Below are 16730 nucleotides of genomic sequence, written 5' to 3'. Positions count from 1 at the left end.
TGTCCGAGGTTTGTTGTCTGTCCGGGGTCCGGGGGCAATGCGCCTAACCCACCGCCCCGACCGTCTTCCCGTTCGCCAGGCGGCCCTTCAGTTCCGCTCGGTCGCCCGACTTTGCCGGGAGGGTCAGCAGGCGGCCGGGGGCCTGGCCGTGTACGTCGCCGGTGGTGGTGATCGAGGTGATCTGGCTGCTGCCGGCGGCCAGTAGCCACCACTGGCCGGTGGCGGACTTCCACAGCACCCCGGCCAGGGCGCGCGGTGCCCGGGGGCCGCAGGCCGTACCGCCCTCGGCGCGGGCCGCCACCGAGCCGGGTGCGTAGGGCCGGCCGCCCGCTGCCGGCGTCTGGATCTGGGCCATCGTCCGGCTGCCGGGGCCGCGCCAGGTCTCGGCGCGGGTGCACAGCCAGGCCGCGCTGCCCGCGCCCCCGGGCAGCGGCTGGTGGGCGAACTTCCAGGCGTTCACCGCGCGGACGCCCTGGCCGCGTACTGCCGCAAGCTGGCAGGCCGTGCGCGCCCAGGCCTTCCTGGCGCGGGGGGCGGTCACCTCGCCCGGCTTGCGGGGAGTGCCGTACGTCAGCCGGGCGGGGGTCAGTTCACCGAGGTCGGTGAGCAGGCGGCCGCCCATCCGCAGTGCCGGCCAGGTCGTGCACGTCGCCGCGGGCCGCGGTGTGGGCACCGGATCGGTCGTGCCGTCGGCCCCGATCCGCAACCGGCTGCCCGGCGCGTCCGGCTTGAGCAGATCGACCAGCCGCGCGGACTTCACCCACGGCGCGGTCAGATACCGGACGTTGCCCTGCGTACGGCTCACGACCAGCGCGCTCGCGGAATCCGCCGCCGCGCCGTCGGTCCGCGCGAAGTCCACCGCCGCGCCGGTGCCGTCGCTCTGCCCCTCGCCGTCCGCCGCCTCCGCGTAGCGCACCACCCGCAGCCCGTCGTGCAACAGCACCACGACGACGTGGTCCACCACGCCCGCGAAGAGCAGTTGGGCCGGGCCCGCGGCCGGTCCTGTCGGGGTGCCGGGCGTCGCCGAGACCGGCACCCCGGCACCGGGCCTGGCCCACACGGCAAGCGCCCGCCGCAGCAGCGCCTTGTCGTGGATCCGGTCGCCGCGGGCGGGCCAGGCCGAGAAGTCCTGCCGGGCGGCGTTCTTCCAGGCCGTCGCGGAGCTCACCACGAGCTTTCCGGGGTCCAGGGCGGCTTCGGACGCCGCGTTGCGTGCGTAGGCCGGTGCGGCGGCGCCGTCCGGGCCCCAGCCGTCGCCCGGCATCCCCAGCAGCGCCCCGCACACCAGTACCGCCACACCGGCGGTCAGCACCGCCCTGCCGTGCTGCCGCCGCCGGATCAGATCCGTCGGCCTGGCCTGCAGCGCGCACGGGTCGAACTCCGGTGACTCCAGCAGCGACCGGTCCCGGCTGCCGGCCGGCGTCGTGGCCCGCTCCGCCTCGTCCAGCGCCGCACGGGGGTGTGCCACCCCGGCGGCCTCCAGCACCCGGCGCGTCTCGGGGGCGCTCAGCCGCTCCAGATCGCGCAGTACGAACGCGGCCCGGCCCGGGCCGGACAGCGCCGACAGCGCCTGGTCCAGCGCGAGTTCATCGGCCCCGCCGGAGCGCGGGAACAGCCGCAGGCCCCAGACCTGGGGGAACGGGGGCGGCGGCACCGGCAGCCACCGGCGCGAGCGGCCTGCGGCCAGGGCGGCCCGCAGGACCCGCAGTCGTACGAAGGCGTAGCCGGGGTCGATCGCCGCGTCCGTGCCGGCGCGCTGGGCGGGCAGTCCCAGGCCGCGGGTGGAGCTGCGCTGGCGCGGCAGGGTCCGCTGCACCACCCCGTGGGCGGCCAGCACCCGCCGGCCGCGGCTCTGGCCCGGCGGCAGGACCAGATAGGCCAGCCGGACCAGCCGGGGGTAGTGCTCGACCAGCGCCGCCTCGGCCTGCTCGACGTCGATGACGTCACCGATGTCCTCAAGGCTGCCGGGGGAGGTGCGGTCCGGACGCTGGGGTGTCGCTTGCTGCTGCTTCACGTTCGGTGAAACGAGTGATTCCTGTGATGGTCACCGGCCCTCCGGGGCGCCCCGACGGGTGACCTGGCGGTGACCCGACGGGTGACTCTCACACGTCCACACAGCCGCGGCCACCGCGGTGGGTGGACCACGGTGGCCGCAATGACTGCCGGACGGGCCGGCTTCAGCGCTGCAGGCCGGCTTCAGTGCTGCAGGCCGGGCCTCGGCGCCGCACGCCGAACGTCAGCGCTGCACGCCGAACGCCAGCGCTGAACGTCGCACTTCAGCGCTGCAGGTCGAACTCGCCGTCCCGGGCGCCGAGGACGAACGCCCGCCACTCCGCCTCGGTGTAGCGCAGTACCACATCGGGGTCCGTGGAGTTGCGCATGGCCACCGCGCCCCGCTCCAGGAAGGCGATCTCCACGGCCTCCTCGGCGTCTCCGGGGGCGCGCTGCCAGGTGGCGTCGGAAATGTCGAGGGCGTAGAGCCACTCCTTCTCAGCTGCGGCACTCATACCGTGATCGATCCCCTCGCTCGTGGTGCGTTCCCGGTCAGGGTACGCGGCGGTCAGGCGAGCTTCCAGCGGCGGAATTCCGCCGTCCCGCGGTCCCCCGTCGCGGAGTTGGCGGCGCACTGGTGCAGACCGGTGTCCTGGCGGGCGGCGGCTCCGGGGACGGTGACGGTGGCGATCTCGCGCCAGGTTGTGCCGTCGTCGGTGGAGCAGGAGCCGGTGTAGGTGCCGGCGGCCCCGGCGTCCTTCCCGCGGGTGAGGCGGAGCAGGGCGGGCGCGGTGATGCCGGTGATCCGGCGGTAGGTGTCCAGGGTGCCGTCGCCGCTCGCGTCGTAGGAGAGCACGACGCCGTTGGCGGGGGTCAGGGAGAGGTTGAGGAAGCCGAGGGCGTCGGCGGCGTCCGCGGCGCGTGTGGCTGAGGGGGCGTCCGGAGCGGAGGGTGCGGAGGGTGAGGTTGGCGCGGTGAGGCGGTTGCGGATGACGAGGCCGGCGCGGGCCCAGGGGCCGGTCGGGTCCTGGGAGGTCACCTCGACGGTCACCGAGCCGCCCGCGGTGAGCGCGCCCGGCCGGTAGACCGCGCCGAACTCGGCGGTGGCCTTCCACAGGTCGGCGCCGCCGCCGTTGACGGCCAGCCGGTCGCCCAACTGGCCGAAAACCGCCGCATTGGTGGTGACGGTCCGCAGCTCGTCGTCGAGCGGGCCCGCCACGTACAGGGTGCCGTGCCGCGCCGCGCGGATCCGTGGCTCGCCCTTCGGGCCGTAGTCGACGGCGAGGTCGTAGGGGAGCGGGTGCAGGGGGAAGCGAGCGGACCGGTGGGGGCGGTGACCTGCCAGCGGGCGCGGCCGGTGCCGCCGGGCGGGAGCGACGGCAGCGACGCCGGGCCCGACGCGGTGGCCGTGACGCCGGTCAGCGCGAAGTCCACCCGGCCGGTCGCCCGCAGGCCGTTGACGTTGCGCAGCGCCGCGGTGACGGTGGCCCGGCCGCCCGGCGGCAGCGCGGGCGGGTCGGCGGTGACCGTGACGGTGCCCTGGTAGGGGGCCTTGGCGAGGGTGTCGTGGACCCGCCGCGCGGTGCGGTACGCATCGGTCGTCGGGCGCAGCGGATGGCTGGTGCGCGCGCGGGTCCAGGGCTCTTCCATGGCGTACCAGTCGAAGGTCTTCGGCGGCCGGTCCGCGGCCAGCGCGTCGGCGAGTTCGTCCAGATACGCCTGCCACTGCGGGAGATGGACCTCGCGGATCAGGCCGTGCCAGTCGCGGTTGGCGTAGTTGGCGAGCGAACCGCCGTCGGCCGTGGCCCGGTCCGCCCAGGTGGTGATCAGCGCACGGGCGCTGTGTTCCAGCCGCGCCTCCTCATCGGCGCCGGTCGCCATGGCCTTGGCCTGAGCCAGCCAGGGCCCGAGCAGGAACAGCCGGTGCGCGCCGGTGACCTCGTCGCAAAGCCGCATCAGCCGCAGCCACAGCTCCGACAGCGCACGGAACGTCGTACGGTCCTTGCGCAGGTAGGCCTCCTGGAGCTGCCCGATCAGCTGCCAGGACCGGTTGGCGAGGGCCTGCCGGGCGGCGTCCGTCAGATCGTGGCGGTAGGCGTCGCTGCCGCGCAGCGCGGGGCGGAGGGTCAGCAGCGCGGCGAAGGCGGTGTCGAACGCCGCCGGGTCGAAGGCCGGGGTGTGGGTGGCGTAGACGGTGCCGGAGCGGGCGGCCAGTGAGGGGCGGGCGGCGAAGACCGAGTCGTGCGGCCGGCCGTCCTTGCTGGAGATCTCGTACGCGCTGGTGCGCAGCGCGGCGTATGCGGCGCGGGCCCCGCCGTCGCGGGCGCCGTAGCGCAGGTCGGCATAGCCGTCGAACCAGGCGGCGCGGTCCACCGGGCGCTCCCGCCAGGCCAGTTCGCAAAACAGCTCGAACGCGGCCGGGTCGCGTTCGGCGGCCTCCGGCATGTACGCGGTCCCGGCGAGCTTGCTGCCCGGTTTGTCGCGCCAGGTGGTGAAGCGCTCGGCCCAGATGTGGGTCTTGGCGCCGAGGGTGGTGCGGCCGCCGAAGTTGGGGATCGAGCCGAAGGCGTACGGCACCCCGCCCCAGTCCCGCTCCCGGTCGGTGACCGTGTCCAGGTCGCTGAGGCCGTCCACGATCAGCATCCGGTCGTGGTCGACGGCGTCCAGCAGATCGCGCCGGGGATTGTCCTGCCAGCCGAGGATCACCCAGGTGGCATCGGGGCGGGCGGTGCGCAGCGCCTTCTCGACGGCGCGGGCGGCCTCCGGCACGGGAACGTCGCCGGGGTCGCCGCCCTCGTGCAGCAGATCCACCTTGAAATGGTCGGCGGGGCCGAGGAGTTGGTGCTGATGGCGGTAGAAGGAGGCGGCGGCCGCGGCGAAGGCGGCGGTGCGCGGATCGAGCCAGTCGGGGCGCTTGAGGCCGGACCAGGTGCCCTGCGGCACGGTGCGCGCGCCGGGGTTGCGGGCGGCGAAACCGTCCGGGACGGTGCCGAAGTAGCCGGGCAGGACGGGATGCATGCCGAGCTCGCGCAGCCGGTCGGTGATCCGGCGGCCCAGCCCGGCGCGCTGGTCGATCAGTTCGCGGCTGAGCGGGCCGCCGTAGCCGCTCATGTTCTGCAGCAGCCACCACGGCTGGTGCGAGGGCGCGGGAAGCCAGGCGCGGGCCTCGGCGTCGGAGTAGCCGGAGTCGGTCAGCAGCCGGTGGTAGACGGCCTCGGCGCCCGGGGTGACCAGCACCTCGTTCACCCCGTGCAGCGCCAGCACATCGATCAGCCGCTCCCAGTGCGGCCAGCCCGCGTACGGGGCGGTGTAGCCGTCGTGGGTGTCGTTGAGGGCGAAGCGGTGGCGCAGCGAGGTGGACCGGTCGACCGGCGAGGCCGGGGCGGGCAGCCGGCCGGGGAGCTCCACCTGGTCGCCCGCCCAGGACAGGTGGGCCCGGCAGGTGTACTTGAGGTACCAGTGGACGCCGGTCAGCAGGACGGCGGGGGTGGTCCCGGCGACCGTGATCCGGCCCGCCCGGCCGTCCACCCGGAAGCGGTCGGCGCCGCCCTCCGGGGCGAGCGGCACCAGATGGAACTGGTCGGCGTGCCGGGGCAGCAGCCGGATCAGCGCCGCCCGCGCCGGTTCCGTGTCATACGCCGTTCCGGTGCCGTACGCCGTTCCGGTGTCCTCCGTCGCTCCGGTGTCGTCCGCCGGCGCCCGCTCCTGGCGGCGGGCCCATCGCCCTGCGGCCGCGGCGCCGGCGGCGGGAGCGGCCCCGCCGAGCGCCGCTCCGGCCCCGATCGCTCCGGCGGTTCCCAACACTGCGCGTCGTGACGGTCGGCTCATGTGTGCTCCCACTGCTCGGTGGTAACAAACAGTCTCCGTGCGGGTGGCACGCTAACGGGCGCCCGGCCTCAGTCCAAGACGGTGTGCGGCGGGACGCGGCCGGATGCGGTGGGATACGGGCGGGGACCCGGACACACCGGCCGGGCCATCGGCCGGCGGGGGCGGCGCGCGCCTTGCCCCGGAGCGTGGCGACCAGTGTTCCGCGGCCCCTCACCCATTCGCTCCCTGGGCTTCACGCGCCCGGCCGGCGGGCCCGGGAACAGTCTGCAGCGTAGAGAAGGGCCAGGTCATCAGGTTGCCGATCGGGCGCGCCCCCACCCCAGGGGCGTACCCGGCACCCCGCGGAGCAGGCACCGGCTGCTCCGCCCGGCCCGCCGGCCCGCTGTCTCACCGCCCGTCGACTCGCACCGCCTCCCCACTTCCCCAGGAGGGCTCTCATGAGCATGGCTTCGACCGCGTCCGCTGCCGTTCCCCGCACCGCACCCGTCCCCACCGCCGCTCCCGGCCCCACGCCCACGGCTGCCCCCACAGTCGCTCCCGCCCCCACACTCGCGGCCGTCCCCACCGCCGCTCCCGCACCCACACCCGCCGGTCCCCGCCACGCTCCCGCCGCCGACCCCGGCTACACCGCGGACCCCGGCTACACCGCGGAGATCGCCGACACCCGCGAGCAGATCCGCGCCGCACAGCGCCTGCGCCACCAGGTCTTCGCCGGCGAGATGGGCGCGACCCTGCACTCCCCGCTGGCCGGCCACGACATCGACGCCGTCGACGACCTCGCCGACCACCTCATCGTCACCCACACCGCCACCGGCGACGTCGTCGGCACCTACCGGCTGCTGCCGCCCGGCCGCAGCCCGCGGCTCTACTCCGACGGCGAGTTCGACCTCGGCGCGCTGGCGGAGCTGCGCCCCTCCCTCATCGAGGCCGGCCGCTCCTGTGTCCACCCCGCCCACCGCAGCGGCGCCGTCATGACGCAGATGTGGGCCGCGCTCGCCCGCTACACCCTGCTCTCCGGCCACCGCTACCTCGCCGGCTGCGCCTCCGTCCCGCTCGCCGACGGCGGTACCGCCGCCGCCCACGCCTGGGGCCTGGGCCGCACCCGCTACGCCGCCCCGCCCGAGCTGCAGGTCACCCCCCACCACCCCTGGCACCCCACCGTCCCCGTCCCCGCACGCCCCACCCTGGCCCAGCTGCCCCCGCTGCTCCGCGGCTATCTGCGCATCGGCGCCTTCCTCTGCGGCGCGCCCGCCCACGACCCCGAGTTCGACGTCGCCGACTTCTTCGTCGTCCTGGACATGGAACGGCTCGGCGACCGCTACCGCCGCTACTTCCTGGGGGAGCGGTGAACGGCCCCTGGGACGTCTGGTCCGACTGCACTCCGGACTGCGCCGCCCACGCCCTGCCGCGGGTACCGGCGACCCGCATCGCCCGGCGCGGCGCCGCGTTCGCCCGCTGCGTACGGCGGGCGCTGACGGACGGGGAGCGGATGGCCGACCCGGTACGGCTGCGGGCCCACGCCGGGGCGCTGCTCGATGCGCTCGGAGTCCGCGTCGAGGGCGCGGCCGCGCTCACCGCGGGCAATCGCGACGGCGACGGCACCGGCCCTGGCTACGGGATCGGCTTCGGTTCCGGCTCCGGCCTCGGCCCCGCCAACGGCCTCGACTTCGGCACCGGCCCCGGCCCCGCCAACGGCCCCGGCCCTGGCCCCGGCACCCTCATCGTCATCAACCACATCTCCTGGCTCGACATCCTCGCCCTGCTCGCCGTCGAACCGGTCACCCTGCTCGCCAAGCGCGAGGTCGGCACCTGGCCGGTCGTCGGCGGTCTGGCCCGCAGAGCCGGTACGCACTTCATCGACCGTACGAGCCCCCGCCGGCTGCGGCACACTGTCCGGGAGGTGTCCGAACTGCTCGGCGCCGGGCGGTCGGTGGCGGTCTTCCCGCAGGCCACCACCTGGTGCACCGCCGACCGGGGCAGCTTCCGCCGGGCCACCTTCCAGGCCGCCCTCGACGCGGGCGCGCCGGTCCGCCCGGTGACCCTCGAATACACCCAGCAGGGCCTGCCCAGCACGGTGGCCGCGTTCTGCGGCGAGGACACCTTTGCCGCCTCGCTCCGCAGGGTGCTCGCCGCCCGGGCGCTGACCGTCCGCGTCACGGCACATCCGGTGCTGAACCCGGCTGACGGGTTCTGGGACCGGCGTGAGCTGGCGGAGCGGGCGGCGCGCGCGGTGCTGGGCGGCCGGCCGGAACCGGGCGCGGTGGCGGTGCCGGAGGCGGGCGCGGTGGCGGTCCCGGAAGTCCCCGTACCGCAGGCCCCCGTGCCGGAGGTTCTGGTACCGGGGCCCGCCACACCGGATGCCCCGGCCCGTGTTTGAGCAGCTGGACCAGCTCACCGAGCCCCTGCAGGGCATGCTGGGCTCGCCCTGGCTGTGGCTGGTCGTCCTGTTGGTGTCCGGTCTCGACGCGCTGCTGCCGTTCATGCCGAGCGAGACCACCGTCGTCCTGGTCGCCGTGGTCATCGGCCCCGACCTGCCGCTGCTCGCCCTGCTGGCTGGCGTGGCGGCGGCCGGAGCACTGGCCGGTGACTGCCTCGGCTATGCAGTGGGACGGTACGCGGGCCCGCGTGCGGTCGCCCGGCTGCTGCGGGGGGAGCGCGGCCGGGCCCGGCACGCCAGGGCCCGGGCGCGGGTCGAACGGCATGCCGCCCTGCTCATCATCGCCGGCCGCTTCCTGCCCGGCGGCCGGGTGATCGCCGCCCTGTCCACCGGGAGCGTCCGCTTCCCGCTGCGCCGCTTCGTCGCGCTGGACGCGGTGGGCACGGGCATCTGGGCGGTGGGCAGCGCGGCGCTCGGCGGTCTGGGCGGTACGGCGCTCACCGATTCCCCGGCCGAGGGGATGCTGCTGGCCTCCGGGACCGGGCTGGTGGTGGCGGGCTGCATCGGCGCTCTGCACCGCCGGTCCGCACCGGAGGACGGGGACGGGGAACAACGGGGCACACCGAAGCGCTGCGGCCCCCGGATACGCGCGCTGTGAGGCGGGGCGGGGGAGCGGTTCCCCCACCCGGGGCCGGGCGGGGGAGCGGTTCCTCCCACCCGGCCGCCCTCACGGGGATGCCTTGAAGCCGGACCCCGGCCTCAAGGCATCCGGGCCTCAGATGCCCGGCACGTACTTGTAGCCGACCCGCCGCACCGTCACGATCGACGACCGGTGCGCGGCACCCAACTTGCGCCGCAGCCGGGCGACATGAACATCGACCGTACGCCCGTCGCCGATGTGCCCGTAGCCCCACACCGTGGACACCAGCTGGTCGCGGGTGTGCACCCGGTGCGGATGCGCGACCAGATGGGCCAGCAGCTCGAATTCGAGGTACGTCAGGTCCAGCGGTTGGCCCTGGACCTGCGCGGTGCGCTGTTCGGGGTCGATCCGCACGATCTCGTCGCCGGTCGGCGCGCTCACCCCGGGAGCGGCGGCGGCCGGCGGCGGGGCGGTCGCGACCTGCTCGGCCGGTACGAGGACGAGATAGCCGACCATCGGCGGGCGGCCGGGGAGTGCGGGCAGGCTGTGCTGCGGGGCCGGAATCCAGGTGGCGCCGGAGTCCAGCAACTCGGCGACGGAGGGGACGCCGTGGGGCGAGGCGCCTTCGCCCGGGGCCGTCACGGGCGACGCCTGGGCCTCGTCCGGCGCCACGGCGCGCAGCCGGTGGCGCGGGGGATGCGGGGGGTGCGAGGCGGGGCGGACAGGGTGGGAGGGGAGAGGAGCCGTGGCGGAACCGGCGGTCAGGGTACGGAGGTTCGTCATCGGAAGTCAGCTCTTTCGCGCAGAGGGGCGTCGGGGACGTCATGCGCGCGGGCAGGGCGTAAAACGCCGTCAGCGGCGTCGATGAGAGGTGTGCGGGCCCGCGCTCAGTGCGCGCGGCAACACAGACGGTCGAATGCGTGCGCCTGCCGGGACGGCCAGAAAGGCTCGAGGTCGCTGCGACCTGTCGCGGTGTCGGTGAGGCTGGCCATGGGCCTATTGAACCAGACGCCTGGTGATCTGTCCCTCGTGTGGCGGGCCCGGTGACGGGATGCGCCGCACGGTGACGGGCTTCGCCGCACGCACGCCGCGCAGGTGCCGGGCCCGGGAGCGCTCCGCACCCGCCTCGGCCCGCACCCGCCTCGGCCCGCACCCGCGTCGGTCCGCTTCTGCCTCGGTCAGCTTCCGCCTCACTCCCAGCCTCAGCCCTCTCCTCCCGTCCGTCTCCCCTTTGCGGCCCGCATCCCCGTCCCTATCGCCACCCCGAGCGCGAGCGCCACCAGATGCCCGGCGTCGGTGAACGTCCGCCGGCGGCGCAGCACGGGCCAGGTCCCCAGGGCCAGCAGACCGGCCGTTGCCGCGGCGCGGGCGCCGCGGTGCGGGACGGTGGCGGCGAGGGCGCCCACCGTGGCGTTGAAGCCGTAGCTGGCTCCGACGTCGATGGCCCGCGCGGTCGCGTCCGGCGGCTCCTCTCCCGTGGCCTCGGGGGCGTGAACGGCGCACACTCCGGCGCCGGTTGGGGGAGTACCGCCCGGCGACCGGCCGCGCAAGGTCGCGTAGACCAGCAGACTGGCCCCCACATGACCGGCCGCGAACACCCCTGCCGTACGCCAGGTGCCCCAGCGCGCCTCGGCTGTGCCGAGGGCGGCGAGCAGCGCGACGCCGTAGGCCGGCGGCAGCGGCTCCTCGACGAACGCCGCACTGGTGACCAGCGTCTGCCACTTTCCGGCCCGCAGATTGGCGACATTGGTGGAGTGCGCACGCAGCAGTTCCGTGCGCCGGCGGCCGGGCAGCCGCGCGGTGGCGTACGCACCGAGCTGTACGGCACCGACGTAGAGCGGCGCCGCCCAGGGCACGGCGGTCGGCAGACCACGAGGACGGGCGGTCGCCGGAACGCGCGCTGCGGCACGCGACAGACGTGACATCGGACCGCGGGGCGGCGTCATCCGCGATGCGGCGCTCGGCATCTCAGGCTCCCGTTCCTGTTCCCGTGCCCGTCCCCGCGCCCGTTCCTGTTCTCGGCAGCCGCTTGCGCCAGTCCAGCGGGGCGACCTCGATGACCCGGTCCGGGTCGCCGTCCCACTGGGCCGGCAGGCCCGCCCCGGTGAGCGCCGCCACCACCGCCCGCCCGACCGCGGCGCGGTCCTCGGCGGAGGCCTCGCCGGTATCCGCGTAGGCGCCGTAGCGCACGGCCAGACCATGGCCCTCCGCCGCCGCCTCGGTGTCCTGGAAGTGGAAGAAGACGAAGCCCCGGTCCCCTTCGGCGCGTTCGTGCGCTATCTCGCCCACCGCGCAGTTGCTGCAGCAGCTGAAGTTCATCCGGGCGGTCAGCCCCTGGGCGTCCAGTGCCTCGAAGGCCCGCTCCACCCGGTCGGCGTCGGTCACCTCAGGCCACTCGGCCTGTTCGCCGAGCCGCTCCTCCCACAGGCCGCCGACGATCCGGCGTGCGTCGTCCAGCGAGACCGGGGGGTCCTCGGGGCCGAAGGCCTCGCAGATGCCCTGCGCGACCTCATGGAAGTCCCGGAAACCGCCACGGATCTGCTGACGCGCCCGCTGCTCGGCGACGGCACGGGTTTCCGGATCCAGACCGGGCGTGGAGTACAGGTCCGCCCACTGCCAGTCGAGCGCCGTACGCCAGGCATCCCCGCCGCGCGCCCAGTCCAGGAAGACCTCCACGACCCGCTCGGCGTCGCCGCTCTCCGCGCGGAAGTGCCGCTCCGGCGCGCCGTCGCGGTACTCGACCGTGAACGGCCCGTCGTCGTCCCGCCAGGCCTGCACGAACGCCTGCGCCTCCTCGGGGAACCGCTCGACGACCACGAAATGGTCGTCGTCGGCACCGATCCGCCGCAGCAGCCCCGTGAGTTCGGCTTCGTCGGGGCGTGATCGGTCCGGGCCGGACTCGGTCTTGACGCTGATATCGAGCATGACCCCAGCCTGCCAGCCGCCACTGACAACCGGCCTCCGATCTGCTCCTCGTGCGACGACGCGGCCGCACGATCACGCGCCCGCACGCCCGCACGCCCGCACGCCCGCACGCCCGCACGGCCGCACGCACGCGCACGCGACAGGCAAAGGGGCCGGACCACACCGGACACCGTGGGTACCCCCGGCGTCCGCAGCGGTCCGGCCCCTTCGCCCGGCCCTCGCCCTCGCACACGCTCCCGCGGACGTCAGATCTGCTCGCGCCGCGCCAGCTCCGTGCAGCAGGTGTCCACCATCAGCCGGGTGACCACGTACGGGTCGACGTTGGCGTTCGGGCGCCGGTCCTCGATGTAGCCCTTCTTCTCGACCTCGACCTGCCAGGGGATGCGCACCGAGGCGCCGCGGTCGGAGGCGCCGTAGGAGTACGCGTCCCAGGGGGCGGTCTCGTGCGCGCCGGTCAGCCGGTCCTCGATGCCGGTGCCGTACTGGCGGACGTGCTCCAGCGGCTTGTCGTCCTGGCCCAGCGCCTCGCAGGCGGTGATGATCGGGTCGTAGCCCTCCCGCATCGCGCGGGTGGAGAAGTTGGTGTGCGCGCCCGCGCCGTTCCAGTCGCCCTTGGCCGGCTTGGCGTCCAGCGACGCGGTGACGCCGAACTCCTCCGCCACCCGGTGCAGCAGCCAGCGCGCCACCCACATGTGGTCCGAGACCTCCAGCGGCGGCAGCGCGCCGACCTGGAACTCCCACTGGCCGGGCATGACCTCGGCGTTGATGCCGGACAGGCCCAGACCGGCCGCCAGGCACAGGTCGAGGTGCTTCTCGACGATCTCCCGGCCGAAGATCGCGTCGGCGCCCACGCCGCAGTAGTAGTCCGCCTGCGGAGCCGGGTAGCCGCCGCCCTCGGGGAAGCCGAGCGGACGGTCGCCCTTGAGGAAGGTGTACTCCTGCTCGATGCCGAAGATCGGCTCCTGGCCGGCGAACCGCTCCGCCACCGGGCGCAGCAGCGCCCGCGTGTTGGAGGGGTGCGGAGTGAGGTCGGTGTGCAGCACCTCGCACAGCACCAGCAGGTGGTCGCCGCCGCGGATCGGGTCCGGGCAGCTGAACACCGGCTCCAGCACGAGGTCCGAGGCGTGGCCTTCGGCCTGGTTGGTGCTGGACCCGTCGAAGCCCCAGCGGGGCAGCTTGCTCGCTCCCTCGCCGAAAGCCTGCGAGGGACCCCCATCAAGGATCTTGGTCTTGGAACGGAGCTTGGCGGTCGGCTGCGTGCCGTCGATCCAGATGTACTCGGCCTTGATGCTCACGGGGTCCTCTTCACGGTCGGTGCGGGTACGGTGCGGGCGTACCGCCGTACTCTCGCAACGCGCCATTTCTCGTCCGTTGCCCGTTTGTGAACCACAGGTTACCGAGCCGGACATCCAGCCGTTTCCAAGGAATTTTGTCCCGTGAACCTGGGATTCCAGGAATCAATGTGCGCGTCTTCACATCATTCCCATGCGGTGCAGGTACCCGGCTACGTCGCTTCGGCGCATGACCGGACGGACGAGGCCCGGCGCCAAGGCCGCTCCCTGCTCCCTGCTCCCCGCTCCCGGCACCTACGCCGCCGACAGCGCCGAAGCCGCCACCTCGTCGCCGCGCCCCGCACCCCGCGAGACACTGCCCCCATGACGACCCCGCGCATCGGACTCCTCGGCACCGGACCCTGGGCGCGGAGCGTCCACGCCCCCGCCCTCGCCGCTCACCCCGGCGTCGAGTTCACGGGCATCTGGGGGCGCAGGGCGGAGGCCGCCGCCGCGCTGGCCCAAGTCCACCGCACCCGTCCGTACGAGAGCCCCGACGAGCTGTTCGAGGACTGCGACGCCGTCGCGCTCGCCCTGCCGCCGTCGGTCCAGGCCGCGTTGGCGCTCCGCGCCGCCGGGGCCGGCTGTCACCTCCTCCTGGACAAGCCGGTGGCCACCGCCGTGCCCGAGGCCCGCGCCCTTGTCGCCGCCGCCGACCGGGCGGGTATCGCCTCGGTGGTGTTCTTCACGGCGCGCTTCGGGGCGCAGGAAGGGGAGTGGATCGCCGCGCAGGCCGCGGCCGGCGGCTGGTTCACCGCCCATGCCGACTGGCTCGGCTCGGTCTTCGCCGACGACAGCTCCAGCCCGTACTCCGACTCGCCCTGGCGCCGCGAGAAGGGTGGCCTGTGGGACGTCGGCCCGCATGCGCTGTCGGTGCTCCTGCCGGTCCTCGGCGATGCGGAAGCGGTCACCGCGACCCGCGGCCCCGCCGATGCCGTGCTGCTGACGATGCGTCACAGCAGTGGCGCGGCCAGTTCGGCGACGCTCGGCCTGACCGCGCCCGCCGCGGCGTCCGGCGTCGAGGTCACCCTCCGCGGCACCGCGGGCGTCACCTCCCTGCCCCGTCGCCAGGACGGCCCCGAGGTGGCCTACCGCCACGCGGTCGACGCCCTGCTGGCCGCCGTCGAGACCGGTCTGCCCAACGCCTGCGACCTCCACTTCGGCCTCCGGGTCACCGAAATCCTGGCGGCGGCGGAGGAAGCCCTCCCGCCCCTCACGCCTGCCGGGTCATGACCGCCCGTCATATCTGCTGGGTCATGACCACACGTCATGCCTGACGGGCTATGACCACATGGCGAAATTGGTCGTGGAGAGCATCAGCGAACGTCCGTAGCGTCAAGGACGTGACCGCTTCGTCACGCTCCCTGTCACCGGACCAAGGGACCCACCACCATGACGCCCGCCACCGGCTTCACCAGTTACGCCGATGCCCTCCTCGCCGCCCTCGCCCGTGACCCGTCCCGCACCGCGGTGACCGTGGGGGAGGACGGCGAAGAGATCACCGCCGGCGCCCTGCACGCCACCGTCCACCGCATGGCGGCGGTGCTCGCCGCCCGCGGCTTCGGCCGCGGCCACACCGTCTGTCTCCTCAGCGGCAACCGCCCCGAAGTGCTCGCCGCCCGCTACGCCGCGGGCCTCCTCGGTGCCCGGGTGGTCTTCCTCTACGACGGCATGGCCGCCGAGACCCTGGCCCGGATCGCCGCCAGTGTGGACACCACCCTGCTCCTGGTCGACCCGGACCTCCACGACACCGCGCGCACGCTGCTCCACCACCTCCGGGGCCCGCTCCCCGAGGTCATGACCCTGGGGGAGGACGTCGCCGATCCGGGCGCCGACCTGGGCACCGGTCCGGGCGCCGACCTGGGCACCGGTCCGGGCGCAGACCTTGGTACCGGCCTGGGCCCCGACCTGCTCGCCGCCTGTGCCGCACTGCCCGCCACGCCCGAGGTGCCGAGCGCCGCGCGCCCCGAGGACGACTGGTGCATCCGGCACACCGGTGGCACGACCGGCATCCCCAAGGGCGTCCGGATGAGACACGCCCCGTACGCCCGGATGGTGATCCACCAGCGCATGGAGGCCGCCGGTGATCCGCCCCGCTTCCTGGCCTGCACCCCGCTCGCCCACCTCGCGGGCATCCTGGCCGATGCCACGCTCGTGGCCGGCGGCACCGTCGTGCTGCACCGCGCCTTCGACCCCACCGCCGTACTTGCCGCCGTCGCCCGCCACCGCATCACCCACCTCTGGCTGCTGCCCCCGCTCCTCTACCGGCTCCTCGACGACCCCACCCTCCCCACCACCGACCTCAGTTCCCTCACCCGTATCTCCTACGGCGGCTGTGCGGCCTCACCCACCCGGCTGGCACAGGCCGCCGAGGCCTTCGGGCCGGTCCTGTTCGGGCTGTACGGCCAGTCCGAGGCGATGTCGATCACCGAGGCCCGCCCGGAGGACCACCTCCGCACCGGCCCCGGCGGACGGATCACCGTCGGCCGCGCCCTGCCCGGTGTAACCCTCGCCGTGCGCGACGCGGACGGGCGGGACCTGCCGGCGGGGGAGCGGGGCGAGGTCCATGTGCGCTCCGCCGCGGTGATGAACGGCTACTGGAAGCAGCCGGAGGTCACCGCGCAGGTCCTGCAGGACGACGGCTGGCTGCGCACCGGCGATGTCGGCGTGCTGGACGACGAGGGCCGGCTCTACCTCGTCGACCGGGTCAAGGACCTGATCATCGTCGTGGGCGGGCATGTCCACCCGGCGGAGGTCGAAGACCTGCTGCACACCCATCCCGCGGTCGCCCACTGCGCCGTCTACGGGGTGCGTGGGGCGGACGAGGCCGAGGAGGTGCATGCCGCGATCGTCGCGGCCCCGGGCCACCGGGTGGACGCCGACGACCTCCGTGCGTTCGTCACCGAGCACAAGGGCACCCTGTACGCCCCGGCCGCCGTCCGTGTCCTCGACACCATCCCCCTCACCCCCGTGGGCAAGCCGGACAAGGCACTGCTGCGGGCCACGGCCGCGACGGCCGCCACAGCCGCGACGGCCTGATGAACAGCCCTCCGTACGGCTTCTCCGCTGGGCCCGGCACGACCCGTGCGCGGGGTCCCGGCAAGGCCCCTCCGCGGGGTCCCCCGCGAGCCCCCTCCGCACGCCTCCCTCCGGGCCCCAAATCCCCCCTGGCCAGGGGCTTTTGTCAGTGCCCGGCAGTAGAATGGGAACCAGTCAGTGAGGGTTCATCCACGCTCCAGGAGGTCCGCCGATGGCCGCTGCCACACTCATGACGAAGCCTCTCCCGGCCCACCCACTGCCCAAGAAGCCGCTGCCCGCCGGATGGCCGCGCGAACGGTACGAATCGCACAACCGCCGCCTGAAGGCCATGCGGCTCGCCATAGCCCTGCTCGACACCGGCGTCTACCGCCCCGAGCAGGCCCACAACCGCACAATCCGCAGCACCGCGGCCGAGATCGGGGTACACACCCCGTCCGAGACGACCTGCCGCCTGGTGCGCGCCCTCCTCTACGACCACTGCTGACAGCTCCCCGGCACACCGCAGGGCGGCCGGCCCCGGGACTTCCCCCGGGGCCGGCCGCCCCCTGCCATGCCCGCCCTGCCATGCCCGCCCTGCCATGCCCGCCCTGCCATGCCC

General features: G+C 74.6%; 13 protein-coding genes and 1 pseudogene. 7 read left to right on the top strand and 7 right to left on the bottom strand.

Annotated features, from left to right (window positions below; translation table 11 throughout):
• Positions 1–43: 43 nt before the first annotated feature.
• The 3 genes and pseudogenes from ABR737_RS14095 to ABR737_RS14085 all read right to left on the bottom strand — a co-directional run bounded on the left by ABR737_RS14095 (position 44) and on the right by ABR737_RS14085 (position 5820).
• Positions 44–2014: a hypothetical protein gene (locus tag ABR737_RS14095; RefSeq protein ID WP_350250522.1), complete on the bottom strand. Its 1971-nt coding sequence runs from the start codon at positions 2012–2014 to the stop codon at positions 44–46.
• A 262-nt stretch (positions 2015–2276) separates the two neighbouring features.
• Entirely contained in the window at positions 2277–2507 is a 231-nt protein-coding gene (locus tag ABR737_RS14090; RefSeq protein ID WP_030083635.1) for a DUF397 domain-containing protein, read from the bottom strand.
• 53 nt (positions 2508–2560) lie between these two features.
• Positions 2561–5820: pseudogene (locus ABR737_RS14085) on the bottom strand (alpha-N-acetylglucosaminidase).
• A gap of 437 nt (positions 5821–6257) precedes the next feature.
• Between ABR737_RS14085 and ABR737_RS14080 the strand changes: the two are divergent.
• From ABR737_RS14080 to ABR737_RS14070, 3 genes are read left to right on the top strand one after another with little or no spacing between them, the layout of a single operon-like run.
• A complete protein-coding gene (locus tag ABR737_RS14080; RefSeq protein WP_350250521.1) occupies positions 6258–7169 on the top strand; it encodes a GNAT family N-acyltransferase in 912 nt (303 codons plus the stop codon).
• The gene (locus ABR737_RS14075) at positions 7166–8197 is read left to right on the top strand and encodes a 1-acyl-sn-glycerol-3-phosphate acyltransferase (RefSeq protein WP_350250520.1); all 1032 of its coding nucleotides are present in this window, start codon (positions 7166–7168) and stop codon (positions 8195–8197) included. Before ABR737_RS14080 ends, ABR737_RS14075 begins: the two co-directional genes overlap by 4 nt.
• Complete coding sequence (locus ABR737_RS14070; protein WP_350250519.1) at positions 8190–8855, top strand: DedA family protein; 666 nt, start codon at positions 8190–8192, stop codon at positions 8853–8855. The genes ABR737_RS14075 and ABR737_RS14070 overlap by 8 nt, the downstream gene beginning before the upstream one ends.
• A 117-nt stretch (positions 8856–8972) precedes the next feature.
• Here the strand turns inward: ABR737_RS14070 and ABR737_RS14065 are convergent, their stop codons facing one another.
• The 4 genes from ABR737_RS14065 to glnII form a co-directional block, all read right to left on the bottom strand.
• Complete coding sequence (locus ABR737_RS14065; RefSeq protein ID WP_350250518.1) at positions 8973–9620, bottom strand: winged helix-turn-helix domain-containing protein; 648 nt, start codon at positions 9618–9620, stop codon at positions 8973–8975.
• 419 nt (positions 9621–10039) lie between these two features.
• The gene (locus tag ABR737_RS14060) at positions 10040–10804 is read right to left on the bottom strand and encodes a rhomboid-like protein (protein WP_350250517.1); all 765 of its coding nucleotides are present in this window, start codon (positions 10802–10804) and stop codon (positions 10040–10042) included.
• 1 nt (position 10805) lies between these two features.
• Positions 10806–11762, bottom strand: coding sequence for a DUF6891 domain-containing protein (locus tag ABR737_RS14055; RefSeq protein ID WP_350250516.1), 957 nt, complete (start codon positions 11760–11762; stop codon positions 10806–10808).
• Positions 11763–12007: 245 nt separating this feature from the next.
• Entirely contained in the window at positions 12008–13057 is a 1050-nt protein-coding gene (gene glnII, locus ABR737_RS14050) for a glutamine synthetase (protein WP_350250515.1), read from the bottom strand.
• Positions 13058–13283: 226 nt separating this feature from the next.
• Between glnII and ABR737_RS14045 the strand changes: the two genes are divergently transcribed.
• The 4 genes from ABR737_RS14045 to ABR737_RS14030 all read left to right on the top strand — a co-directional run bounded on the left by ABR737_RS14045 (position 13284) and on the right by ABR737_RS14030 (position 16616).
• Positions 13284–13421, top strand: a complete 138-nt coding sequence (locus ABR737_RS14045; RefSeq protein WP_350250514.1) for a hypothetical protein — start codon at positions 13284–13286, stop codon at positions 13419–13421.
• Complete coding sequence (locus ABR737_RS14040) at positions 13418–14326, top strand: Gfo/Idh/MocA family protein (RefSeq protein WP_350250513.1); 909 nt, start codon at positions 13418–13420, stop codon at positions 14324–14326. The genes ABR737_RS14045 and ABR737_RS14040 overlap by 4 nt, the downstream gene beginning before the upstream one ends.
• Before the next feature lie 159 nt (positions 14327–14485).
• Positions 14486–16132, top strand: a complete 1647-nt coding sequence (locus tag ABR737_RS14035) for an AMP-binding protein (RefSeq protein ID WP_350250512.1) — start codon at positions 14486–14488, stop codon at positions 16130–16132.
• 211 nt (positions 16133–16343) lie between these two features.
• A complete protein-coding gene (locus ABR737_RS14030) occupies positions 16344–16616 on the top strand; it encodes a hypothetical protein (protein ID WP_350250511.1) in 273 nt (90 codons plus the stop codon).
• The last annotated feature ends 114 nt before the right edge of the window (positions 16617–16730 follow it).

The sequence above is a fragment of the Streptomyces sp. Edi2 genome (assembly GCF_040253635.1).
Taxonomy (GTDB): Bacteria; Actinomycetota; Actinomycetes; order Streptomycetales; family Streptomycetaceae; genus Streptomyces.
Note: the sequence above shows the minus strand (reverse complement) of the source record. Positions and strands in the feature narration are given on the sequence as shown.